The following is a 24,410-nucleotide window of genomic DNA, read 5'->3' on the forward strand; positions in this document are numbered from 1 at the left end:
GGGGGACGGTCGGCCGCTCGCTTCGACTCCTCCGGCGGTGCCGCTGGTTCGGGCGGACCCGGTGGTGGCGCCTTCGGCAGCGGGTGGGGATGCTGTCCGGTCGTGAGAGGCGCCGTCCGCGCTCTCCACCACTTCGTCCGCGCTCTTCACGGGTTCGTCCGCGCCGACCGGGTCGTGCTCGGCTCCGCGCCGTACTACCGCCCCGTCCGCGGCTCGTGCCGCCCCGTCCCCGGTTTCCGTCGCCCCGTCTCCTGGTTTCGCCGCCCCGTCTCCGGGTTTCGCCGCGACGTCGCGGGCCGTCCCGGCGTCGGGCTGCGGGCGGGAGGCGGCGTCCGGGTCGGATTCCTGGGACGTGACCTCCGGACGTGGCGCCACCACCTCGCGGCCTCTCCGGGCCGCCGCCTCGCCCACCTCCGCGGAAGCGCTCTCCGCCGGGACGTCCTCCGCCGGGACGTTCTCCGACGGGACGTTCTCCGACGGGGCCAGGATGGAGACGGCCGTGGCGTCGTAGGCGGTATCGGCCGCGTCGACACGGACACACGCCGCGCGACGTTCCGGCCCGGCCGGACGCAGCGGCTGGTCCTCCGTGGCGCAGACGGGCAGCGCCACCGGGCAGCGCGGGTGGAAGGTGCAGCCCGTCGGCAACGCCGCCGGGTCCGGAGGGTCGCCCGGCAGGCCGCGCGGCGCGTACCGCGACGCGGGGTCGCCGATCCGGGGGAACGCCGCCGACAACGCCGCCCCGTACGGATGTCGCGCGTCCTCGTAGACCTGCCGCGCAGGTCCCTCCTCGACGACACGCCCCGCGTACATCACGGCGAGCCGGTCGCATGTGTCGGACAGCACGGCCAGGTCGTGGCTGATCATGATGAGGCCGATGTTCTTGTCCGTCACGAGCCCTTCGATCAGCCGCAGGATCTGCGCCTGGATCATGACGTCGAGCGCCGTCGTCGGTTCGTCGGCGACGATCAGCTGGGGATCGCACGCGAGCGCCATGGCGATCATGACGCGCTGCCGTTGCCCGCCGGACAGCTCGTGAGGGTAGGCGGCGGCCCGGGACGGAGGGAGTCCCACCTGCTGGAGCAGCGCCCGCACCCGCTTCCGGCCCTCCTCGGGGCCGGCGAGACGGTGCAGCAGGATCGGTTCCAGGATCTGGTCACCGATGCGGTGCACGGCGTTCAGCGAGTGCATCGCGCCCTGGAAGACGATGGAGGCCCCCGCCCAGCGGACGGCGCGCAGCCGTCCCCACGCCATGGTGCGGACGTCCTCGCCGTCGAGCAGGATCTCGCCGCTCAACCGCGCCCCCTGGGGCAGCAGCCGCAGCAGCGCCATGGCGAGAGTGGACTTGCCGCAGCCGGACTCGCCCGCGATGCCGAGTTTCTGCCCCGCGTGCAGGGTCAGGTTGACGCCCCGTACGGCGGGAACGGCGCGGCCCCCGGAGCCGTAGGTGATGCTCAGGTCGCGGACGTCGAGCAAGGGGCGGGTGGCCCCGTCCGACGGGTCGGTGGGGGACGGGGCGGGCTGCCCCGTCGTGGTCGGTTCGGTCATCGTCGGTCCCCCAGCCTGGGGTTGAGCACGGACTCGATGGTGCGGCCGCACAGGGTGAAGGCGAGTGCGACGAGGGCGATGGCGAGACCGGGCGGGGCGAGGTACCACCAGTCGCCCGCGCTCACCGCTCCCGCCTCGCGTGCGTCCTGGAGCAGCCCACCCCAGGACACGATGATGGGGTCGCCGAGCCCCAGGAAGGCGAGGGTCGCCTCGGTGAGGATGGCGTTCGAGATGACCAGCGTCGTCTGGGACAGGACGAGCGGCATCACGTTGGGCAGGACGTGGCGGGTCATGACGTGGCCGTGACCGCCACCGAGCGCGCGAGCCCGTTCGATGTACGGACGCGACTCGACGGAGAGGGTCTGCGCCCGTACCAGACGCGCCGTGGTCGGCCAAGTGGTCACGCCAATGGCGAGGACGGTGGTCCACAGGGAGCGGTCGAGAACCGTGGCCAGGGCGATGGCCAGGACCAGCGTCGGCATGACGAGGAACCAGTCCGTGACCCGCATGATCACCGTGGAGTACCAACCCCGGAAATGCCCGGCGGTGACCCCCACGAGCGTGCCGATGGCCACGGACAGGAAGGCCGCGAGGAGACCCACGGAGAGCGACACGCGGGCGCCCCACACCAGCAGCGCCAGCAGGTTCCTGCCGAACTGGTCGGTGCCCAGCGGGAACTGCCCGCTCGGCTCCTCCAGCGGGCCGCCGGGGGCCTCCGTGACGCTCCGGGCGTTCTCGCCGGCCACGAGCGGTGCGGCGAGGGCCAGCACCGCGATGAGGACGAGGACGACGAGCCCCACGACGCCGGAACGGTGCGCGGCGTACTGCTTGCAGAAGCGATTCAGCGCGCGACGTCGGCGTGTCCAGGCCAGCGCGCGCGGGCTCGACGGCGCGGGGGGTGTCGTGTGTTCGTCGGAGGTACCCGGGCCCTCCTGGGCCACGGACGTGGTGTCGGTCGTCATCGGCCCACCCGGGGATCGAGCAACGGATAGATCACGTCGGCGAGAGTGTTCATCACGATCACCGCGGCGGCGAAGACGAAGAACAGCCCCTGTACGAGTGGCAGGTCGGGGACGCTCAGCGCCTGGTAGAAGAGCCCGCCGAGGCCGGGCCAGGAGAACACGGTCTCGACCAGGATGGAGCCGGCGACCGTGTTACCGAGATTCACGAAGAGCAGCGTCACGGTCGGCAGCATCGCGTTCGGCACGGCGTGCTTACGGCGTACGAGATCGTCGCGCAGACCCTTGGCACGCGCCGTCGTGAGGTAGTCGCTGCCCATCTCGTCGAGCAGGGAGGAACGCATGACCAGGAGGGTGCGGGCGTACTCGACGGCGACCAGGGTGATGACGGGCAGCACGAGATGGTGCGCGACGTCCAGGACGTAGCCGAGACCGCTCTCGCCGCCCGTCTCCATTCCGCCGGTCGGGAAGAGCCCCGGGACGGGGCCGATGCCGACGGACAGCACGATGATCAGCAGCAGTCCGAGCCAGAACGAGGGCACGGAGTACAGCGTCAGGGCGAAGGCGGTGTGGAACCGGTCGCCGAAACGGCCGTGCCGCCACGCGCCGCGTGAACCGAGCCAGATACCGATGACGGTGTACAGCACGAACGCGATGCCCGTGAGCAGCAAGGTCGCGGGCAGCGCCTCGGTGATCTTGTCGATGACGGGCGCGTGGAACTGGTAGGAGGTGCCGAGGTCACCAGTGATCGCCTTGCCGCAGTACTCGGTGAACTGCTGCCACAGCGGCAGATCAAGACCGAACTCCTTGCGCATGGCGGAGAGCTGCTCCTGGGAGACCTGCTTGCCGCCGGTCATGGCTTTGACGGGGTCCCCGGGGATCAGCCGGAAGAGGAAGAAACTGGTGACGAGGACGGCGAACAGGGAGACCACCGCGCCGAGCAGTTTTCCTGCTACGTAGCGCAGATACGCCAGCCCGTTGCCGGCACGTGGACGGCGGGGCGCGGCCGCGGCCTGCGCCGTGCCGTGGGTGCCCGCGCTCTCCACGAGCGCGGGTGTGCTTTCGGTGCTCATGGGCTATTCACGGTCTTCCGCTGAGAGGTGCGCGGTCTTCCGCAGGACGAGGGGGAGAGAGGACGGGGGACGTCGCGGACGGGGGAGCGGTAACGCCGCGGGGAGGGGACGGGGCAGCGGGGCGGTCCGGACTGGACCTTCATAACGCGTCACCGTCGCGCCGGAGCGCAGCTGAGGTGTGGGACCCGGGTGAAGCGGCTTTCCGGCCCGGCCTCGTTGCCGGTGTGGCCGCCCCGTGGCATATGCCACGGGGCGGGGCGGGGCGCCGCGCCACACGCGTCGGGGCCGAGAACGCCGGGACGGCGGGAACGGAGCGGGCGGCGTGCGGCGGAACGCGAGTCCGGCCGCGCGGGCCCGTGAACCCGCCCCCGCCCCTCGCGCCCCGTCCCGGACGTCCGTCCGGACCAGGACTACTCGCGGTCCCAGGCCGTCGCGCGACGTCGCAGCCCGACGAACACGCCGCCACCGATGAGGAGGACGAGGACCACGCCGATGCCGATCCAGAGGCCGGTCGAGGAGCCGGAACCGCCGTCGGACGCCGAGTCGCCGACCGCGCCGGAGGAGGCGCCGGAGGCGGGCTCGGCCGACCACCAGCTCCAGTAGCCGTCCTGGCCGAAGATGTTGCCCGCGGCGGTCGGCATGCTGGTGATCGACTTGATCTGGTCGGTCCGGTACGCCTCGACGGCGTTCGGGTACGCCATGACGTTCATGTATCCGGAGTCGTACAGCCGGGACTCCATCTGCTTGACGATGCCCGCGCGCTTGGCGGGGTCGTACTCCGCGAGCTGCTTCGCGTACAGCTCGTCGAACTTCTTGTCGCAGATGAAGTTGTCGGTCGCCGAGACCTCCTTGGGCTTGCTGGGCAGTGCGGCGCACGTGTGGATCGACAGGACGAAGTCCGGGTCGGGGTTGACGGACCAGCCGTCGAAGGCGAGGTCGTAGTCGCCGGCGACCCAGGGATCGGTGACGTTGTCGAGGCAGTCGACCTTCACGCCGATACCGAGATCGCCCCACCACTCCTGGAGATACTTGCCGACCGCCTTGTCGTTGGGGTCGGTGGCGTGACACAGCATGCGGTAGTTGAGCGGCTTGCCGTTCTTGCCGACGCGCTTGCCGTCGCCGTTCTTCTTGTACCCGGCCTCGTCCAGCAGCTTGGCGGCCGCCTTCGGGTCGTAGGCCAGCTCCTGGTCGGCCGAGGGCTGCCAGGCGTAGTCCGAGAAGCGCGGCGGGATGTAGCCGGCCCCGGCGACGGCGTGTCCCTGGAAGACCCGGTCGAGAATCGTCTTGCGGTCGATCGACATGAAGAGCGCGTGTCGTACCCGCTCGTCCAGGAGCGAGGGGTCACCGGTGCCGAACTTCCTGCCGTCCTTGGTCCGGGCGCCCGGGTTCGTGGCCAGGGCGTAGAAGCGGCGCCCGGGGCCCTCGTTGACCTTGACGTGGTCCGCGTTCTTGAGCGAGGCGGCCTGAGCCGGCGTCAGGGCGGGGCTGCCGGCGACGAAGGAGACCTCGCCCTTGCGCAGGGCCGCCACGGCGGCGTCCTGGTCCTTGTAGTAGCGGAAGACGATGTTGTCGAACTTCGGGGCGCCGCGCCAGAAATCCTTGTTGGCCTTCAGCTTGACGTAGCTGTCGACCTTGTAGCCGGTGAGGACGAACGGCCCGTTGCCGACGATCGGGAACTGCTTGTCGTTGTTGAACTTCGACAGGTCGCCGGCCTTCTCCCACACGTGCTTGGGAACGATGGGCACGTCGAGTGCGGTCATCGTGGCCTGGGGCTTCTTCAGCTCCACCACCAGCTTGGTGGGACTGGGCGCCGTGACCTTCTTGAAGTTGCTGACGAAGCTGCCGTTCGCGGTGGCCGCGCCGGGGTCGGTCATCATCTTGTTGAAGGTCCAGGCGGCGTCCTCCGCCGTCGCCTGCTCGCCGTCGGACCATTTCGAGTTCGACCGGATCGTGTAGGTCCAGGTCAACTTGTCTTCCGACGACTTCCACTTGGTCGCGAGCCCCGGGACGACGTGGTTGTCCTTGGGATCGTAGTTGGTCAGGAAGTCGTACATCAGCCGGGAGATGCTGGTACTGACCAGGCGCTGCGCGAGGAACGGGCTCAACGAGTCCACGCTCTGCGCGAGGGCGACGGTGAGGGTCGACTCCTCCGCCGCGGCGGCCGGGTCCGGGGCGGGGTTCAGCGGGGTCGCGAGGGCCGCCGTGAGGGACAGGGCTGCGGCGCCCGCAGCGAGAATCAGCCGGAAACGGACGAGCGGGCCGCGCCGTTCCGGACGGGGAGGAGCTAGTGATCTGCCGTGCTGTTCTGGAGTATCCATGGGCCGGTGACCTCGTGTCATCGCTCGCACATAGCTGACTGGTTGATCATGATGCGCCGATTGGGTGATGTGAGTGTCTACCAGCGCTGGTCTAAACATGTCAACGACATGTGAACACTGCGTGGCCTGCGACAACGGCCGAGGGCCCGCACGTTTCTCCTCGTGCGGACCCTCATTGGTCTAGTCCCCTGAAACCCTATGGTGCAGGCGGTGCGGACGGGGCCGCCGGGCCCTGGGGTGGCCACGGCGGCTGGTCCCGCGACGTTCCGTCAGGCGCGGGGAGAGGCCGGTGCAGCGCCCCGGGCGGCACCGGCTGGCCTGGCTGGATTTCGCCAGGCCCTGCGGGATGCTGTCCGGGCTGTCCGGGCTGTCCCGGCTGTCGCGGTGCCCCGGCCGGAGGCTGCGGCGCCGCACCGGGATGACCCGTCCGGTCGTACGGAGCGGCCGCGGCGGAGGGCGCCGGGCCTCCGGGAGCCCCCGCAGCGCCCTGCCCCCAGGCGGCCCCGCCGTACGGTGTGCCCGGCTGGGGCTGCGGGTTGTACGGGGCGGCCTGCGGCGGGGCCTGCCCAGGCGGGACCGACTGACCGGGCTGCCCCGGGTGGCGGGGCTGCTCCGGGCTGGTTGGCTGCCCCGGGTAGCCGTACGGGGCGGCCTGCGGCGCGCCCGGAGTGCCCGGCGACGTCGTTCCTGGGGCCCAGGGCCCTCGCGGGGCGCCGTAGGGGGTCTGCGACGGCGCGCCCGGCGGCAGAGGCTGCCCCGGGGCCTGCTGTCCCGGCACCTGTTGTCCGGGCATGGGAGGTGCCGCGACCGGGGGAGGGTTGCCGTCGGAGGTCCACAGGCCGTGCGCCTGCTGATGCCGTACGAAGTCCTCCGCGACGATCGCCGAGAGGTGGAAGTACGCCTCGCGCACCTTCGGGCGCATCATGTCCAGGTTCACTTCCGCCCCGGCGGCCAGGTGCTCGTCGAAGGGCACCACGACCACTTCGCGGCAGCGGGTCCTGAAGTGCGCCACGATGTCGTCGACCTTGATCATCTTCCCGGTCTCGCGCACTCCGGAGATGACGGTGACGCTGCGCTGGACCAGCTCGGCGTAGCCGTGCGCCGCGAGCCAGTCGAGGGTGGTGCTGGCGCTGGACGCTCCGTCCACCGACGGGGTGGACACGATGATGAGCTGATCGGCCAGGTCGAGTACGCCCCGCATCGCGCTGTACAGCAGCCCCGTACCGGAGTCGGTGAGGATGATCGGGTACTGCCGCCCCAGAACGTCGATCGCCCGCCGGTAGTCCTCGTCGTTGAACGCCGTGGACACGGCCGGGTCCACGTCGTTGGCGATGATCTCCAGCCCGGACGGAGCCTGCGAGGTGAAGCGCCGGATGTCCATGTAGCTGTTCAGGTACGGGATGGCCTGTACCAGATCCCGGATGGTCGCGCCGGTCTCGCGCCGCACCCGCCGGCCGAGGGTCCCGGCGTCCGGGTTGGCGTCGATCGCCAGGATCTTGTCCTGCCGCTCGGTGGCCAGGGTCGCGCCGAGAGCGGTCGTGGTCGTGGTCTTGCCGACGCCGCCCTTGAGGCTGATGACGGCGATGCGGTAACAGGACAGGACGGGCGTACGGATCAGCTCCAGACGCCGCTGTCGCTCGGCCTCCTCCTTCTTTCCGCCGATACGGAACCGCGAACCGCCCGACACGGGGCGGCTGCTGCGCGTCTTCGGCTTGTTGTTCCGCAGCAGCCGGTCCGAGGACAGTTCCACCGCCGCGGTGTAACCGATCGGTGCCCCGGGGTGGGTACGTTGCCGCTGATCGTGCTGCATCGGCTGAGGCCACGCCGTGCCGACCCGGGGGTCGACGGGGCCCTGCGAGGGCATCTGCTCACCTCCGTCCGGCGCTCCGGGCTGTGGAGCGCCGGTGCTGTAGGGAGGAGCGGCGGGTGCGGAACCGGGAACCGGCGGAGTGCCGGCCGACGCCTGCGCGGGCTGGGAGGCGGGTCCGGGCAGCTGCTGAGCCGCGGGTTGCTGCTGCGGTGCCTGCGGTGCCTGTGTCTGAGGGGTCTGTGGTGGTTGCGGAGCGCCTGGAGGCTGCGGCGCCCCGGGATGCCCCCACTGCTGTCCCGACTGTGGTCCGTGGGGCTGGGACCGAGTCTGCGGCGGAAGAGCGCCCGGGGTGGGCGGCTGTCCCTGCGGCCGCTGCGGCTGGGCCTCCTGACGGGGCGACGGAAAACCGTACCCGCCGGGCCCCGTGGCCGGAGCGCCCGGCTGCCCCGTTACGGGAGCGCCGGCGGAGGGCGGGGGGAATCCGTACCCCTGCGGACCGCCTTCGGGGGGCGTCGCCCCCGTGGACGACGGAGCGGCGGGCGGGAAGCCGTAGCCGCTCAGCGGCGTGCCGGGCGGTGGGAAGCCGTACCCGGGCCGAGCGCCGGACGGGGCGGACGACGAGGGGCCCGTCGGCGAGGACGGGGCGGCGGGCGACGGGGCGGACGGGGCGGCGGGCGACGGGGCGGCAGCGGGGTATGGCGGCGCGGGAGACGACGGCGCGGGATTGACCCCACCCGGCGTCTGACGCCTTGCCGGATCCGCTACGTCCTCCGTCGGCTTCTTGTCCTCCGCCGCCCTCGAGAGATTGGCGTGCGGCGGCGGGACGAGCCCGGGAAGGGCCTGCCCCTCAAGGGAGGGCGGGGGCCAAGGGCGCGACGCGCGGGGCGCTACGGGGGGCGGAGCCACGTCCGACGCCGGGGAGCGACCGGCGCTCGCGGCGTCCGGGTCGGTGTCCTCAGGACTGTCGTCCCCGGATGCGTCGGCAGCGGCCTCGTCCGGGAGGGGACCCGAGGACGGCACGGGAGCGGCGAGTTCATAACTCGGCGGCAACGAGAGCCCCACGGGGGGCGTGGCGGGGCGGCTCCAAGGCTGCCCGCTGCCCCCCGCGCCCGCCTGCTCCTGCGGCGTCTGCGGTGCGTGCGGCGTCGGCCAGGCGTTGTCCGTCGAGACGGCGTCCTGCGGTTCCGCGTCGTCGAACGAGGCCCGGGGTTCTGCGGCGTCGTGCCCGTCCAGCGGTCGCGCGATGTCGGCAGGGCCGTCGACCGGTGCCGCGTCGCGATGGGCCGGAGCGTCCTGAGGAGGCGTGTCACGGACAGACGAGTCTTGGGGACGCGCGTCGTACGGTGCCGCGCCGGGACGAGGCGGAGCGTCCTGAGGCGGCGACGTCGTGTCCCACGGTGCGGCGGGTTCCTGAGGCGGTGTCGCGATGGGCAGCTCGGAGACGGGGGCGGCTTCGACGGCGCCCTGGGGCGCGGCGTCCGAAAGCTCGGAGGGTTCCGTCCCGGCTGCACCTTCAGCCGCGGAGGGAACCGGCGCATCGCGACGTGCCGGGGCCCCGTCCTCCGAGGAGTCGCCGCCCGTGCTCACGGGCCAGGACGGGGCCGAAGACGCCGCGGCGTGCTGCCCTCTCGGCGCGCTGTCGTCCTGTGACAGGGGCGCGGCGCCCCAAGACGCACGGGTGCCGCCGGCACCTTCCACCGGGGCGGCAGCATCGGCTGTCCCCGGGTCCAGGAGGGAGGGAGCGCGGCGGGCAGCGGTGCTGTCGCCCGTCACGTCCGAAGCCGCCCCGTCGATCTCCGGCGTGCCGGAGACCGGGGCACTGGAGGGGGCGGGCGAGTACGCGGAGTGGAGGTCACCGTGCCGATGGCTCTCGTCGTCCGCGCCGCTGTCCTCGCCTCCGGGACGGTCAAGGCCGGCCACCGCTCCGGACGCCTCGTCGGCCGCGCCTGTCCGGCCTGTTCCGCCAGCCGCACGGGCCCTTTCTGCCCCGGAGGGAGTTCCGTCTCCGTCGGCATCGCCCGAGTCCACCACAACCACATCCGGGGCAGTCGCCTCGTCTGCGACGTCCGCACCGTCAGAAGGCTCAGCCGTAGAAGGCTCCTCCGTGGCGCTGTACCCCGTTCCGCCTTCGACCGCGACGCGAGACGGGACGTCGGCACGCTGTCCGCCACCGGCGCCACCGGCGCTCTCGCTCGCGCGGGCGATGTGTGGGTCGTCGTCCGCGCGCGCGAGGCCGTCTGGGTGCGCTCCTGCTGACGAGGGGTGAGGGCCGACGGCCTCGGCAGAAAGGGAACCAGTCCCGTCAGTGGCAGCAACTCCGCCGCCGCTGGCGGCGGCAGAGCCGGTTTCGCCACCCTCGGACGCTGAGACATCGCTCTTCGTGACCCAGCCCACTGCGGCGTCCGCCTCGTTCGCGCCCGCGGCTGCGGCTGCCTTGTGCCGCTCGCGCAACTGTCGCTGCAGGGATGACGCGGAGAAGCGCATCGTCGTGGCGCTTTCCACGTCACCGTTACCGATACTGCCGACGGCGGCATCAGTGTCCGGTCCCTCGCCCGTGCCGTTGGCGAAGGCGCCGACGGCGGGCGCGAAGCCGCCTCCCACGGGCAGCCCCGGAACACGGGGAGCGGTACCGGTCGGCGGGGTGAAGCCCGTGGCCGCGGGTGAGGTGGAAGCCACCGGTCCGGATGGTGCGGGTGACGCGGGAGACGGTGCCGGCGGTGGCGGCGCGGGCGGTGGTGTAGGCGGCGCGAAGGACAGGGGCGCCTGGGGCGCGTACGTGGGTCGGGACCCGGGGGGCGAGACCGATGCCTCGGTCGAACTGTCCGACGCGTGCTGGGTGTACCAGGCGTCCGGCGTGCGACCGATCGTGAATTCCCCCGTCGACTCCACGGCCGGTTCCGAGTCCGAGTGATCACCGGTCCGATCGTCCGCGTGATCACGCACGCGATCGTCCGCGTGGCCGCTGGCACGATCGGCGGAGTGGTCAGCGCCGGACGTGGCCCAGCCTCCGTGATTGCCGTCCCGGTCGCTGCTCACAGTTCCTCCAGTTGGTCGGCACCTCTTGCGGCATCGGGGCGGTCATACCGCGTCTGCCCGCTGGGACAACCGCCCAAGGAGCACCAGGGGCCGCGAACGACCGGGCCCGCCCCGTCGGGCGCCGGAACCGGCGGTGAGCACCCGCCGGACTACGCCCGGTACCAGACTAGTCATCACGTATGCCGATCCGGCAGGGCTGTTCACAGGGGCGCTTGGCGCCGTTGTGCCGCTTTCCTGTCCGGGTACGTGATTCGCGCCGTGCGTCGCGGACCCCTCAACTCTGGGCAAAGGGCTCCGTATCGCACCCGCATGGCTGCGCAATCCCGGGCAAACTCGCGCGTAACGTGACCCATTTGAGTTACATGTCACTGCTGAATTCCGGTCCGGAACGCCGGAAAGTAACAGGTGGGCATGAAAGGTCGGAGTTATCCATCGTGCGGGGATTTCCCGGTTCCGCCCTCGCCAAGCCCTGGTTCGTCTCTTGTTGTCCGCCGTCCGCCGTCCGCCGTCCGCCGTCCGCCGTCCGCCGTCCGCCGTCCGCCGCTCGACCTCTGTGCCTGCTTAGTGTGCGAGCGCGACGGCACCGTCGCATATGCGCCTACGCGGGGGTCGACTCGTACGCTGATCCGCGCCCCGTCGCATATGCCAAACCGCGCCCCGTCGCGTGTGCCGAGACGATGCCGCCCCCCTCTGCCGGCCTGCCGGCCTGGGCCCCGTGGAATATGCCGACCCCGCTACGTCGCATATGCCGACCCTTGGCCCCGTCGCATATGCCAAACCGATCGCGCCAACCCGATCGCGCCGAGGGCGCGCAGCCCCCGCCGCGCGCCGTCAAGCCGACAGGACGAGGCGAAGGGCCGCGCCTGTCCCGAGTGCAGGGGTAGGGCGCGGCCTACTGAAGGTCGAACTCCCCGTCGCGCGCGCCGAGGACGAACGCGGTCCACTCGGCCTCCGTGTAGCGCAGCACCGTGTCGTGGTCGAGGGACGAGCGCATGGCTACCCCGCCGCCCGGGAGGTGAGCGATCTCCACCCGCTCCTCGTCGGGGGAGGTGCCGGGCGGGCCGGACCACTCGACGCCGGAGATGTCCAGCGCGTACAGCTCGTTCTTCTCCCGCTCCTTTCGTGCCTTGATCTCCTCGTCCGTCTCCTGCTGCGGAGCCGGTGCTGCGGCGCTCTTCTCCTGGGACATGAAAGGCTCGTCCTTCCCGGTGTGATGTGGCGACGACCCGTAACGTCGTCCAGCGGCCCGGTGCCAAGGACCGGGCCTGTCAGATTACTTGGACGACGAGCGGGAGTGGGACGGAACGAACTGGTCCCGCAACAAAGGCAACGGGCTCGTCACAGCACCCGTCGCCCCTCGTTCGGGAGAGTGCTGGATCGCTAGGTTGACGCCATGTCGTCGACAGGTACGCATGTGTTCACAGCAGGCCGACATCATTCCGTGCACCACTACTACCACCACGGTCACTCCTCCGGAGGCGGGGTTTCCGGGCTGCCGCCCTGGTGGGTGTGGGTGCTCGTGATCGGCCTCGTCGTGCTCGCCGTGTGGCATCACCGCCGCAGTTCGTGACCGCCGTCCGCCCGCCCGCCCTGACCGGCCCCGTCGGCGGATTCGGATAACGGTCCGTGCGGACGGTCCCTCCCCCCACGGCCTCCTCCGCGCACAGCCCCTCCCGGCCTCCCGGACACAGGCCCGATTCCGAATCCGTCCCTGCGGACCCGTCCGCACCTCGCGAGACGCGGGATGCGTCCCTGCGGAACCCGTCCGCACCTCGCGACGCGCGGGATGCGTCCCTGCGGACCAGCCCGCACTTCGCGACGCGCGAGGAGACGACGAGGGCGGCGAGTGAGGAGAACGACGCCCGGGGAGACGACGAGTACGGGGCGGCGATCGCAGCCCCGTATGCGCCCCGTGCCGCCCTGCCGCCCCGCTGGACGCGCCCCGTGCCGCCCTGCTGCATGCGCCCCGTGCCGACCCCTTCATGCGCTCCCGTGCTGCCCGCTCCGAAGGTGTCACCAGTGTCCCCGCGTCCGCCGCGAAGGGTTTGCCGGGCCCGCCCGGAAGCATCCCCGCGCCCGCCCCGAGCACCCCGTGCGACCCGTCGCGATCGGACTGGTAAGCTGGACGACGGCCGTTTGTGTACGCGTTCCCGGAGGTTCTGGGAGCTGCGCCCAGCGTGCCCCGCCTCCCGAGTAACGGAAGCTCTCCTGAGATCAAGACCAGGGGCACTCGGTGGCCACGAAGTCCCACGAGGAGTATCGAGTGTCGCTCGACGCCGCTACGAAGAAGCAGATCATGTCCGAGTTCGCCACCAAGGAGGGTGACACCGGTTCTCCCGAGGTGCAGGTCGCGATGCTGTCGCGCCGGATCTCGGACCTGACCGAGCACCTCAAGACGCACAAGCACGACCACCACTCCCGCCGTGGTCTGCTCATCCTGGTCGGCCAGCGTCGCCGCCTTCTGCAGTACCTGGCCAAGAAGGACATCGCGCGCTTCCGCGTCCTCGTCGAGCGCCTCGGCATCCGCCGCGGCGCGGCGGGCGCCCGCTAAGACGCCATGAAGGGAGCGGTTCCCACACGCGGGAGCCGCTCCCTTTGCCGTACGCGCCGTTACGCGCCGTTCCCGTCGTACGCGCCGTGCCTGTCGTAAGCGCCGCGGCATCCGTTGTACGTGCGGCGGACCCCGGTCGCTTTGTAGGCTGGGCAGTACACGCGTCGACGTGAGCGTCACCGCATACGTCGTACGCGCCGTCGTACGCGAGCACGGCGCATCGCGCGCGACGAGCACGACGGCCGCGCAGGCGGCCGGGACAGCAGACCGGAAGACCGGCCGGGACACCGGTACAACGGACCGGGACAACAGAAGAAGAAGCCGGCGTCGCGCGAGTGAGAGCCGGTGCACCTACCCACCCCGGGGTGGCGCGGGCGTCAGCCCGGCGCCACGACGGACACTCGTTCCGTCACATCTGCCACCCCGGTGTGCATACGCAGGACACACGAGGGGAAGCGACTCCACGTCGCAGCCGGTCCTCGGTAGTGGCCCTCGGAGGGCAGGGACGCATTCCGTCCCCGATCCGGGTGCTTCGATCGAAGACCGGCCAGGAACCGGAGCGCTTCTCCGCCCGCCGCCCCGCCACACGGGCAGGGCGGCGAAAGACGACACGCAGTACGAGACGTAAATGGAGAACCCCCTGGTGGAGAACGAGACCCACTACGCCGAGGCCGTCATCGACAACGGCTCCTTCGGCACCCGCACCATCCGCTTCGAGACGGGCCGCCTGGCCAAGCAGGCCGCCGGCTCCGCCGTGGCGTACCTGGACGACGACACCATGGTGCTGTCCGCCACCACCGCGTCCAAGAACCCCAAGGACCAGCTCGACTTCTTCCCCCTCACGGTGGACGTCGAGGAGCGGATGTACGCGGCCGGCAAGATCCCCGGCTCCTTCTTCCGCCGCGAGGGCCGGCCCTCCGAGGACGCGATCCTCACCTGCCGTCTGATCGACCGGCCGCTGCGCCCCTCCTTCAAGAAGGGCCTGCGCAACGAGATCCAGATCGTCGAGACGATCATGGCGCTCAACCCCGACCACCTGTACGACGTGGTCGCGATCAACGCCGCCTCCTGCTCCACGCAGCTGGCCGGCCTGCCCTTCTCCGGACCCATCGGCGGCACCCGCGTCGCGCTCATCAAGGGCCAGTGGGTCGCGTTCCCGACGCACACCGAGCTTGAGGACGCCGTCTTCGACATGGTCGTCGCCGGTCGCGTCCTCGAGGACGGCGACGTCGCGATCATGATGGTCGAGGCCGAGGCCACCGAGAAGACGATCCAGCTCGTCGCCGGTGGCGCCACCGCGCCCACCGAGGAGGTCGTCGCCGCCGGTCTCGACGCCGCGAAGCCCTTCATCAAGGTGCTCTGCAAGGCCCAGGCCGAGCTGGCCGCCAAGGCCGCCAAGCCGACCGGTGAGTTCCCGATCTTCCTGGACTACCAGGACGACGTGTACGAGGCCCTGACGGCCGCCGTCCGCGGCGAGCTGGCCCAGGCCCTCACCATCGCGGGCAAGCAGGAGCGCGAGGCCGAGCTGGACCGCGTCAAGGGTCTGGCCGCCGAGAAGCTGCTCCCGCAGTTCGAAGGCCGCGAGAAGGAGATCTCCGCCGCCTACCGCGCCCTCACCAAGGCCGTGGTCCGCGAGCGCGTGATCAAGGACAAGAAGCGCATCGACGGCCGCGGCGTCACGGACATCCGTACGCTGGCCGCCGAGGTCGAGGCCATCCCGCGCGTGCACGGCTCGGCCCTGTTCGAGCGCGGCGAGACCCAGATCCTGGGCGTCACCACGCTGAACATGCTGCGCATGGAGCAGCAGCTGGACACCCTCTCCCCGGTGACCCGCAAGCGCTACATGCACAACTACAACTTCCCGCCGTACTCCACCGGCGAGACGGGCCGCGTCGGTTCCCCCAAGCGTCGCGAGATCGGCCACGGCGCCCTCGCCGAGCGCGCCCTCGTCCCGGTCCTGCCGGCCCGCGAGGACTTCCCCTACGCGATCCGCCAGGTCTCCGAGGCCCTCGGCTCCAACGGCTCCACGTCGATGGGCTCCGTCTGCGCCTCCACCATGTCGCTGCTGAACGCCGGTGTGCCCCTCAAGGCCCCCGTCGCCGGTATCGCCATGGGCCTCATCTCCCAGCAGATCGAGGGCGAGACCCACTACGTCACCCTCACCGACATCCTCGGTGTCGAGGACGCCTTCGGCGACATGGACTTCAAGGTCGCCGGCACCAAGGAGTTCGTCACCGCCCTCCAGCTCGACACCAAGCTGGACGGCATCCCCGCCTCCGTCCTGGCCGCCGCGCTCAAGCAGGCCCGTGACGCCCGCCTCCACATCCTCGACGTGATGATGGAAGCGATCGACACGCCGGACGAGATGTCCCCCAACGCCCCGCGGATCATCACCGTCAAGATCCCCGTGGACAAGATCGGCGAGGTCATCGGCCCGAAGGGCAAGATGATCAACCAGATCCAGGAGGACACCGGCGCCGACATCACGATCGAGGACGACGGCACCATCTACATCGGTGCCGCCGACGGGCCCTCCGCCGAGGCCGCCCGCGCCACGATCAACGGCATCGCCAACCCGACCATGCCGGAGGTCGGCGAGCGCTACCTGGGCACGGTCGTCAAGACCACCACCTTCGGTGCGTTCGTGTCCCTGCTGCCGGGCAAGGACGGACTGCTGCACATCTCGCAGATCCGCAAGCTGGCCGGCGGCAAGCGCGTGGAGAACGTCGAGGACGTCCTCGGAGTGGGCCAGAAGGTCCAGGTCGAGATCGCCGAGATCGACTCGCGCGGAAAGCTCTCCCTCATCCCCGTCATCGAGGGTGAAGAGAACGACGAGAAGAAGGACGACACGGACAAGTGACGTCACGCAGTTCCACGACGACGGCCCGCCCCTCCACCAGGGGGCGGGCCGTCGCCCGTACCCAAACCCTCCTCAAGGGCAGGGACGGCATCGGCACCGTCCGCCGCACCACGCTCCCCGGCGGCCTGCGCGTCGTCACCGAGACCCTGCCCTCCGTCCGGTCGGCGACCTTCGGGATCTGGGCGAACGTCGGCTCCCGCGACGAGACGCCCACGCTCAACGGGGCGACGCACTACCTCGAACACCTTCTGTTCAAGGGCACCGCCAAACGCTCCGCGCTCGACATCTCCGCCGCGATCGACGCGGTCGGCGGTGAGATGAACGCCTTCACGGCGAAGGAGTACACCTGCTACTACGCGCGGGTCCTCGACACCGACCTGCCGCTCGCCATCGACGTCGTCTGCGACATGCTGACCGGCTCCACCCTGGAGACCGAGGACGTCGACGCGGAGCGCGGCGTCATCCTCGAAGAGATCGCCATGACCGAGGACGACCCGGGCGACTGCGTGCACGACCTGTTCGCGCACACGATGCTCGGCGACACCCCGCTCGGGCGCCCCGTGCTCGGCACCGTCGACACCGTCAACGCCCTCGGCCGCGACCAGATCGCCCGCTTCTACAAGCGGCACTACGACCCGACCCACCTCGTGGTGGCCGCCGCGGGCAACGTCGACCACGCCAAGGTCGTACGGCAGGTCCGCGCCGCCTTCGACCGCGCCGGAGCCCTCGGCCGCGAGGACGCCGTGCCCGTCGGCCCCCGCGAGGGGACGCGGGCGCTGCGGACCGCCGGACGCGTCGAGGTCCTCGGCCGCAAGACCGAGCAGGCCCACGTCATCCTCGGCATGCCGGGCCTGGCCCGCACCGACGACCGCCGCTGGGCCATGAGCGTGCTGAGCACCGCGCTGGGCGGCGGCATGTCCTCGCGCCTGTTCCAGGAGGTCCGCGAGAAGCGGGGCCTCGCCTACAGCGTGTACGCCTACACCTCGTCCTTCGCCGACTGCGGGCTCTTCGGGGTCTACGCGGGCTGCCGGCCCGCACAGGTGCACGACGTGCTCAAGATCTGCCGCGACGAACTCGACAACGTCGCGCAGAACGGACTGAGCGACGACGAAGTCCGGCGCGCCATCGGCCAGCTCGCGGGCTCCACCGTGCTGGGCCTGGAGGACACCGGCGCCCTCATGAACCGGATAGGCAAGAGCGAGCTGTGCTGGGGCGAACAGATCTCCGTCGACGACCTGCTCGGCAACATCGCCGCCGTCACCCCCGACGAGGTGCGCGAGGTCGCGCGTGACATCCTCGGCAAACGGCCCTCGCTGTCGGTCATCGGCCCGCTCAAGGACAAGCAGACGGCCCGTCTGCACGAGTCCGTCGTCTGAGCCGTCCCGCGGTCCCCTCCCCGCCTCATCCCGAAGGAAACAGGACATGAGCAAGCTGCGTGTGGCCGTCATCGGCGCCAAGGGCCGGATCGGTTCCGAGGCCGTTCGCGCCGTCGAGGCCGCCGAGGACCTGGAGCTGGTGGCCACCGTCGGCCGGGGCGATTCGCTGGACGCCCTCACCGAGGCGGGCGCCCAGGTCGCCGTCGAGCTGACGACGCCCTCCTCCGTGATGGAGAACCTCGACTTCTGCCTACGGCACGGCATCCACGCCGTCGTCGGGACGACCGGCTGGACCGAGGACCGTCTCGCGCGACTGCGGGGATGGCTGGACGCCGCGCCGGGCACCGGTGTGCTCATCGCGCCGAACTTCTCGATCGGCGCCGTGCTCAGCATGAAGTTCGCCCAGCAGGCGGCCCCGTACTTCGAGTCCGTCGAGGTCATCGAACTGCACCACCCGAACAAGGCGGACGCCCCGTCCGGTACGGCGACCCGCACCGCCCAGCTCATCGCCGAGGCCCGTTCGGCGGCCGGCAGCGCCCCGCAACCGGATGCCACCGCCACCGCACTGGACGGCGCGCGGGGTGCCGACGTGGACGGCGTGCACGTCCACTCGGTACGGCTGCGCGGTCTCCTGGCCCATCAGGAGGTAATGCTCGGCGGAACGGGGGAGACCCTTACCATCCGGCACGACTCGCTGCACCACAGCAGCTTCATGCCGGGCATCCTGCTCGGCGTACGACGTGTCGTCGACACCCCCGGGCTGACCTTCGGCCTGGAACACTTCCTTGAACTGAACTGACCGGGGACACCTGATGCGAGCAAAGATCACCTACGCGGTCACCGCGCTGGTCCTGGTCTTCTACTTCGTGCTGGTCGGAGAACGCGGCTACTGGCTGATCAGGGAAGGCACGCTGATCAGCGTCTCCTTCGGTGTGGCGGTGCTCGTCCTCCCGCTGATCGGCGTGTGGTTCCTGTGGCAGAACACCCGCTTCGCGCTGCGCGCCAACGCGCTCGCGGTGGAACTGGAGGCCGAGGGGGGCCTGCCCGTCGACGAACTGGAGCGCACCCCCTCGGGCCGTATCGACCGGGCCTCGGCCGACGCCGTCTTCGCACGCCGCAAGATCGAGGCGGAGGACAACCCGGACGACTGGCGCTGCTGGTTCCGGCTGGCCGTCGCCTACCGGGACGCCCGTGACACGCCTCGTGCCCGCAAGGCCATGCAGCACGCGATGGTGCTCCACGACCGCACCGCTACGTCCGCGGCCCGGCCCCGCGGCGTCTGAGGGCGCGGAGCAGCCGCACTGGGAGCGGCCGGGGGACCGGACACACAAGGAGGGGCGGGGGGGGGGCCCCCGGGGGGCCCCCCCCCCCCCCACCGCCTGCGCGCGGGGCGGGGGCCCCCGCGCCGGCGGCGGGGGGGCCGCCCCCCCCCGGCCCCCCCCCCCCCCCCCCCGGGCGGGGCCCCGCCCCGGGGGGTGGTGGGGGGGGGCCCCCGCCGCGGGGGGCGGGGGGGGGGCCCCGCACCCCCCGGGGGGGGGGGGCCCCCCCCGGGGCCCCCCCCGCCCCTCCTTCAGTCCTTCGGCTCGTTACGGAGCCGCAGGGCGCCGGTACGTCGCGCTACGCCACCGTCTCCCTGCGCCCCGTGGCATATTCATCGGCCCACACCTCAAGGGAGTCGGCGGCCCGTTCGAAGCCCTCCGGACGGGACAGGAAGTCGGCGCTGTGGTCGGAGATGAGCGCCCCGGGAGCGCTCTGCCGCTTCGGAGTGAGGACGACGGCCTGGCCCTGGACCGTCCGCGGCAGCCCGAGGAGGCGTACCGGCTGCTGGATGGTGCGCACCGACACGACCTGATTCCACGGGTAGGTCCTGGTCTGGAGGAAACCCACCCGGCGCAGACCACGCGAGCTGACCCAGGCGCCGACGCGCAGCAGTCGCAGCGCGCAGACGATGATCACCAGGGCGAGGAGGGCACAGACGACCGCGCCGCCGGTCCCGCCCGCCAGTACCGTGGCGGTCGCCGCCAGCAGGACGAAGGCGGCGAGCAACAGGAGCACCGCCGCCGAGCCGACCCGCCAGGGACCCGGGCGGTAGGGGCGGCGCCAGACGTCGCGGTTCTCGTACGGCAGCGCGACGTCGTCGGCGCCCTCGTCGAAAGTGCGGTCCGCCGTAAGAAAGGGCAGGGGCACGCTGATCCTCACTCAATCCACGCACGTAGGGGGGCTTGTGACGGGTGAGGCTACCGAGGCCCCCCGGGCTGCACCACCCCGGGGCCCGGCGTCAGCCGCGGGAGGGCCCCGAGACGGCGCGGCCCCGCCCCGTACGCGCGTCAGCGGCCCTGAAGTCTCGCACGGGACGGAGCCGGCCGTGGCGGATCAGCGATGATCCGCGGCCTCGGACTGCTGGACGTGGTGCGTGGCCTGCTCGGGGGACAGGGCGGGCAGCCCGAACAGGAGCGAGCCGGCGAAGCCGGCGGCGACGGTCAGGCCGACCAGGACCCGTCCCAGCAGTTGCCCTCTGCTGGCGCGCTCGCGAGGCGGCGGTGTGACGTTACTGCGGAACTTCTCTGCTTCGGCGATGAAGGCAAAGGGAACAGGCTCACGCCGACGGAACATGGAAGGCGCTTCTCCTCGGAAACTCGTCGGGAACATCACGTATCACGGTACTTCCGTCGCAGTCTTGCGAACGCGACGGCTCCACCCGGACAGACGAGCGAGAGGTCCCATCGGTGCCCGCTTCGCCGAAGTTCGCAGAAATTGTTGCGGACCACCGCGTCGCGGATCGTTGTCAGTACCGGCCCGTACAGTGGACGCCGCCCGAGTGACACGACCGGAAGGACCATCGCAGGTGTCTGAGACTTCTCAGGTGACCCCCGCAGAGATCACCAAACCCACGTTCCGCGGCGACATCACGGTCGAGCTGGTGAAGCACTCCGCCGCGGACTCGGACGTGCTGTGGGCGGCCCGGGTCTCCACTGCGGGCGAGCAGTCGCTCGACGAGCTGACCAAGGACCCCGAGCGGTCCAAGGGCCTCATCAACTACCTCATGAGGGACCGCCACGGCAGCCCCTTCGAGCACAACTCGATGACCTTCTTCATCAACGCGCCGATCTTCGTGTTCCGTGAGTTCATGCGCCACCGGGTGGGCTGGTCGTACAACGAGGAGTCGGGTCGCTACCGGGAGCTCCAGCCGGTCTTCTACGTCCCCGGTGAGTCCCGCAAGCTCGTCCAGGAGGGGCGTCCCGGCAAGTACGTGTTCACGGAGGGCACCACCGGCCAGCACGAGCTGACCGGACGCGTCATGGAGGACTCCTACCGGCAGGCGTACGAGTCGTACCAGGAGATGCTCGCCGCCGGAATCGCCCGCGAGGTCGCCCGTGCGGTCCTGCCGGTCGGACTTTTCTCGTCGATGTACGCGACCTGCAACGCGCGCTCCCTCATGCACTTCCTCAGCCTGCGGACCCAGCACGAGCTGGCCACGGTGCCTTCCTTCCCGCAGCGCGAGATCGAGATGGTCGGTGAGCGGATGGAGGAGCACTGGGCGCGCCTCATGCCGCTCACCCACGCGGCCTTCAACAAGAACGGCCGCGTGGCCCCCTGAACCCGGTTTCCCCACGGAAAAGACCGGCTGGCGGGCACAGATGTACGGACCGACCCCGGGAAGTGTCCGTATTGCGGCATTTCGAGAAGTTCAACTAGCCTGATCGAACGGGCCCGGCGCTGCGTGAACCCCCGAGCAGGCAGCGCCGGGTCCCCTTCACGACACCCTCGCGTCCAGGCGTGCGCTACGACCGGATTTCAGCTGTTCGGGGCGGCGTCCGGACCCGCCACCGCAGCCCCGAGGGGCGATCCCGGGCCGAGCAGCGAGTAGCGTGTTACCCATGGCTTTGACCTCCACTCCGCAGACCCCCTTCGGGCGGGTCCTCACCGCCATGGTCACGCCCTTCACGGCGGACGGCGATCTCGACCTCGACGGCGCGCAGCGGCTCGCCGCCCATCTGGTGGACGCAGGCAACGACGGCCTGGTCATCAACGGCACCACCGGAGAGTCGCCCACCACCAGCGACGCGGAGAAAACCGAGCTCGTACGAGCGGTACTGGAGGCCGTGGGCGACCGTGCCCACGTGATCGCGGGCGTGGGCACCAACGACACCCGCCACAGCATCGAACTGGCCCGCTCGGCGCAGGCGGTCGGCGCCCACGGACTGCTCACGGTCACCCCGTACTACAACAAGCCCCCCCAGGAGGGGCTCTTCCGGCACTTCACGGCGATCGCCGACTCCACGGAGCTGCCGGTCATGCTGTACGACATTCCTGGGCGCAGCGGCGTCCCGATCAACACGGAGACACTGGTACGGCTGGCCGAGCACCCCCGGATCGTCGCCAACAAGGACGCCAAGGGCGACCTCGGGCGGGCCGGCTGGGTCATCGCCCGCTGCCCCCTGGCCTGGTACTCGGGCGACGACATGCTGAACCTCCCGTTGCTGTCGGTCGGCGCCGTCGGGTTCGTGTCGGTGGTCGGTCATGTCGTCACGCCCGAGCTGCGCTCCCTGCTGGACGCGTACCTCTCCGGCGACGTGCAGAAGGCCACGGAGATCCACCAGCGACTGCTCCCCGTCTTCACGGGCATGTTCCGCACCCAGGGCGTCATGACGACGAAGGCGGCGCTCACCCTCCAGGGGCTCCCCGCCGGCCCGCTACGGCTCCCGATGATCGAGCTGTCGGCGGAGGAGACCGCCCAGCTCAAGATCGATCTTGCGGCCGGCGGGGTAGAACTCACCGCACAGACTTCATAACCGAATAAGCGCGAAGGTGTAGAAAACGGACAGAAGTCCTTCTGTCCGCGGCCTGCGCCTCGACCATGCCAACGACAACAGCACGAAACGTCATGCGCGCCACGTGCCCCGGCACGTGGCGCGCATGGTTGAGGAGAGTCTTTTGAGTCATCCGCACCCTGAACTCGGCCCGCCCCCGAAGCTCGCCGAAGGCGGCCTGAGGGTCACGCCGCTCGGCGGTCTCGGTGAGATCGGCCGCAACATGACCGTTTTCGAATTCGGCGGGCGACTGCTGATCGTCGACTGCGGAGTGCTCTTCCCTGAGGAGGAGCAGCCCGGAATCGACCTGATCCTTCCGGACTTCACCTCGATCCGGAACCGCCTCGACGACATCGAGGGCATCGTCCTCACGCACGGCCACGAGGACCACATCGGCGCGGTGCCGTACCTGCTCCGCGAGAAGCCGGACATCCCGCTGATCGGCTCGAAGCTGACCCTCGCGCTGATCGAGGCGAAGCTGCAGGAGCACCGCATCCGGCCGTACACGCTGGAGGTGGTGGAGGGAAACCGCGAGCGCATCGGTCCCTTCGACTGCGAGTTCATCGCGGTCAACCACTCCATCCCGGACGCTCTGGCGGTGGCGATCCGCACGCCCGCGGGCATGGTCGTGCACACGGGCGACTTCAAGATGGACCAGCTTCCGCTGGACCGTCGCCTCACGGACCTGCCGACCTTCGCGCGGCTCGGCGAGGAGGGCATCGACCTCCTGCTGACGGACTCCACCAACGCCGAGGTGCCCGGTTTCACGCCGCACGAGCGCGACATCTCGAACGTGCTGCGTCAGGTGTTCGGCTCGGCGCGCAAGCGCATCATCGTCGCGAGCTTCGCGAGCCACGTCCACCGCATCCAGCAGGTGCTGGACGCCGCGCACGAGTACGGCCGACGGGTGGCGTTCGTCGGGCGCTCGATGGTACGGAACATGGGCATCGCCCGTGACCTCGGCTATCTGCGCGTCCCCGCCGGTCTCGTCGTCGACGTGAAGACGCTGGACGACCTGCCGGACGAAGAGGTGGTCCTGGTCTGCACCGGTTCGCAGGGCGAGCCGATGGCCGCGCTCTCGCGCATGGCCAACCGTGATCACCAGATCCGCATCGTGCAGGGCGACACCGTGGTGCTCGCCTCCTCACTGATCCCGGGCAACGAGAACGCGGTCTACCGCGTGATCAACGGCCTGACGAGGTGGGGCGCGAACGTCGTCCACAAGGGCAACGCGAAGGTGCACGTCTCGGGGCACGCCTCGGCCGGTGAGCTGCTGTACTTCTACAACATCTGCAAGCCGAAGAACCTCATGCCGGTACACGGCGAGTGGCGTCATCTCCGGGCCAACGCGGAACTGGGCGCCCTGACCGGGGTGCCGCACGATCGCATCGTGATCGCCGAGGACGGTGTGGTCGTCGACCTCATCAAGGGCAAGGCGCGGATCACGGGCAAGGTGCAGGCCGGCTACGTGTACGTCGACGGCCTCTCCGTCGGCGACGTCACGGAGACCTCGCTGAAGGACCGCCGCATCCTCGGGGACGAGGGCATCATCTCGGTCTTCGTCGTGGTGGACTCCACCACGGGCAAGATCACCGGAGGCCCGCACATCCAGGCACGCGGTTCCGGGATCGAGGACTCGGCCTTCAGCGCGGTGATCCCGAAGGTCAACGAGGCTCTGGAGAGGTCCGCTCAGGACGGTGTGGTGGAACCGCACCAGCTCCAGCAGTTGATCCGGCGCACGCTGGGCAAGTGGGTGTCGGACAACTACCGCCGGCGCCCGATGATCCTGCCGGTCGTGGTCGAGGTCTGACCCGCTGTCAGCGGCGTTGCCAGGAGCGGGGCGCCCGGATTTGCATCCGGGCGCCCCGCTCCAGTACGTTTGGCAACACCGCCGCTTCGGAGCCCAGCACCTTTGTGTGCTGGAAGCCCTGAACAGGGCGGGAAGTCCGACTCAGAACCTCTGATAAAGTCGGACTCGCCGGAAAGGGAAACGGGAAAGCCGAAAGGCCGGACCGGGAACCGGAAAGGCACCGAGGAAATCAGGACCGCGAGGATCTGATAGAGTCGGGAA

The 24,410-nt window shown here is 70.6% G+C and carries 16 protein-coding genes and 2 pseudogenes; 9 read left to right on the forward strand and 9 right to left on the reverse strand.

The window, feature by feature from the left end; translation table 11 throughout:
- Positions 1 to 522 precede the first annotated feature (522 nt).
- From ACFYMP_RS25990 to ACFYMP_RS26020, 7 genes and pseudogenes are all read right to left on the reverse strand, one after another.
- Positions 523 to 1,545, reverse strand: a pseudogene (locus ACFYMP_RS25990) (ABC transporter ATP-binding protein); the annotation flags it as partial.
- Positions 1,542 to 2,507, reverse strand: coding sequence for an ABC transporter permease (locus tag ACFYMP_RS25995; RefSeq protein ID WP_388861989.1), 966 nt, complete (start codon positions 2,505 to 2,507; stop codon positions 1,542 to 1,544). The pseudogene ACFYMP_RS25990 and the gene ACFYMP_RS25995, both read right to left, overlap by 4 nt.
- Positions 2,504 to 3,577: an ABC transporter permease gene (locus ACFYMP_RS26000; RefSeq protein ID WP_388861991.1), complete on the reverse strand. Its 1,074-nt coding sequence runs from the start codon at positions 3,575 to 3,577 to the stop codon at positions 2,504 to 2,506. Before ACFYMP_RS26000 ends, ACFYMP_RS25995 begins: the two co-directional genes overlap by 4 nt.
- A gap of 410 nt (positions 3,578 to 3,987) precedes the next feature.
- Positions 3,988 to 5,895 (reverse strand): ABC transporter substrate-binding protein, encoded by a 1,908-nt coding sequence (locus tag ACFYMP_RS26005; RefSeq protein ID WP_388861993.1) that lies wholly within the window; start codon positions 5,893 to 5,895, stop codon positions 3,988 to 3,990.
- 196 nt (positions 5,896 to 6,091) lie between these two features.
- On the reverse strand, positions 6,092 to 9,499 hold the full coding sequence (locus ACFYMP_RS26010; protein ID WP_388862030.1) for an AAA family ATPase: 3,408 nt from the start codon (positions 9,497 to 9,499) through the stop codon (positions 6,092 to 6,094).
- A gap of 1,041 nt (positions 9,500 to 10,540) precedes the next feature.
- Positions 10,541 to 10,741, reverse strand: a pseudogene (locus tag ACFYMP_RS26015) (SCO5717 family growth-regulating ATPase); the annotation flags it as partial.
- A gap of 892 nt (positions 10,742 to 11,633) precedes the next feature.
- Positions 11,634 to 11,930 carry a DUF397 domain-containing protein gene (locus ACFYMP_RS26020; protein ID WP_388861995.1) on the reverse strand — a complete coding sequence of 99 codons (297 nt, stop codon included), beginning with the start codon at positions 11,928 to 11,930 and terminating at the stop codon, positions 11,634 to 11,636.
- A gap of 204 nt (positions 11,931 to 12,134) precedes the next feature.
- On the opposite strand from ACFYMP_RS26020, the gene ACFYMP_RS26025 reads away from it, so the two are divergent.
- The 6 genes from ACFYMP_RS26025 to ACFYMP_RS26050 all read left to right on the forward strand — a co-directional run bounded on the left by ACFYMP_RS26025 (position 12,135) and on the right by ACFYMP_RS26050 (position 18,811).
- On the forward strand, positions 12,135 to 12,311 hold the full coding sequence (locus ACFYMP_RS26025) for a hypothetical protein (protein ID WP_388861996.1): 177 nt from the start codon (positions 12,135 to 12,137) through the stop codon (positions 12,309 to 12,311).
- Positions 12,312 to 13,004: 693 nt separating this feature from the next.
- Positions 13,005 to 13,292, forward strand: coding sequence for a 30S ribosomal protein S15 (gene rpsO, locus ACFYMP_RS26030; protein WP_363149719.1), 288 nt, complete (start codon positions 13,005 to 13,007; stop codon positions 13,290 to 13,292).
- A gap of 643 nt (positions 13,293 to 13,935) precedes the next feature.
- The gene (locus ACFYMP_RS26035) at positions 13,936 to 16,152 is read left to right on the forward strand and encodes a polyribonucleotide nucleotidyltransferase (RefSeq protein ID WP_388862032.1); all 2,217 of its coding nucleotides are present in this window, start codon (positions 13,936 to 13,938) and stop codon (positions 16,150 to 16,152) included.
- Entirely contained in the window at positions 16,149 to 17,528 is a 1,380-nt protein-coding gene (locus ACFYMP_RS26040) for a M16 family metallopeptidase (protein WP_388861998.1), read from the forward strand. Before ACFYMP_RS26035 ends, ACFYMP_RS26040 begins: the two co-directional genes overlap by 4 nt.
- A gap of 46 nt (positions 17,529 to 17,574) precedes the next feature.
- Complete coding sequence (gene dapB / locus ACFYMP_RS26045) at positions 17,575 to 18,327, forward strand: 4-hydroxy-tetrahydrodipicolinate reductase (RefSeq protein WP_388862000.1); 753 nt, start codon at positions 17,575 to 17,577, stop codon at positions 18,325 to 18,327.
- Positions 18,328 to 18,340: 13 nt separating this feature from the next.
- Positions 18,341 to 18,811 (forward strand): hypothetical protein, encoded by a 471-nt coding sequence (locus ACFYMP_RS26050; protein ID WP_388862002.1) that lies wholly within the window; start codon positions 18,341 to 18,343, stop codon positions 18,809 to 18,811.
- A 334-nt stretch (positions 18,812 to 19,145) separates the two neighbouring features.
- Here ACFYMP_RS26050 and ACFYMP_RS26055 read toward each other — a convergent pair whose 3' ends face one another.
- Positions 19,146 to 19,715 (reverse strand): hypothetical protein, encoded by a 570-nt coding sequence (locus ACFYMP_RS26055; RefSeq protein WP_388862004.1) that lies wholly within the window; start codon positions 19,713 to 19,715, stop codon positions 19,146 to 19,148.
- A 186-nt stretch (positions 19,716 to 19,901) separates the two neighbouring features.
- The gene (locus ACFYMP_RS26060) at positions 19,902 to 20,141 is read right to left on the reverse strand and encodes a hypothetical protein (protein ID WP_388862006.1); all 240 of its coding nucleotides are present in this window, start codon (positions 20,139 to 20,141) and stop codon (positions 19,902 to 19,904) included.
- Between the two features lie 232 nt (positions 20,142 to 20,373).
- Between ACFYMP_RS26060 and thyX the strand changes: the two genes are divergently transcribed.
- The 3 genes from thyX to ACFYMP_RS26075 all read left to right on the forward strand — a co-directional run bounded on the left by thyX (position 20,374) and on the right by ACFYMP_RS26075 (position 24,149).
- A complete protein-coding gene (gene thyX / locus ACFYMP_RS26065) occupies positions 20,374 to 21,126 on the forward strand; it encodes an FAD-dependent thymidylate synthase (RefSeq protein ID WP_388862008.1) in 753 nt (250 codons plus the stop codon).
- A 280-nt stretch (positions 21,127 to 21,406) separates the two neighbouring features.
- Positions 21,407 to 22,321 carry a 4-hydroxy-tetrahydrodipicolinate synthase gene (dapA, locus tag ACFYMP_RS26070; protein ID WP_388862010.1) on the forward strand — a complete coding sequence of 305 codons (915 nt, stop codon included), beginning with the start codon at positions 21,407 to 21,409 and terminating at the stop codon, positions 22,319 to 22,321.
- A 142-nt stretch (positions 22,322 to 22,463) separates the two neighbouring features.
- A complete protein-coding gene (locus tag ACFYMP_RS26075) occupies positions 22,464 to 24,149 on the forward strand; it encodes a ribonuclease J (RefSeq protein WP_388862012.1) in 1,686 nt (561 codons plus the stop codon).
- The last annotated feature ends 261 nt before the right edge of the window (positions 24,150 to 24,410 follow it).

This window comes from Streptomyces sp. NPDC007088 (genome assembly GCF_042869355.1).
Classification (GTDB): Bacteria; Actinomycetota; Actinomycetes; order Streptomycetales; family Streptomycetaceae; genus Streptomyces.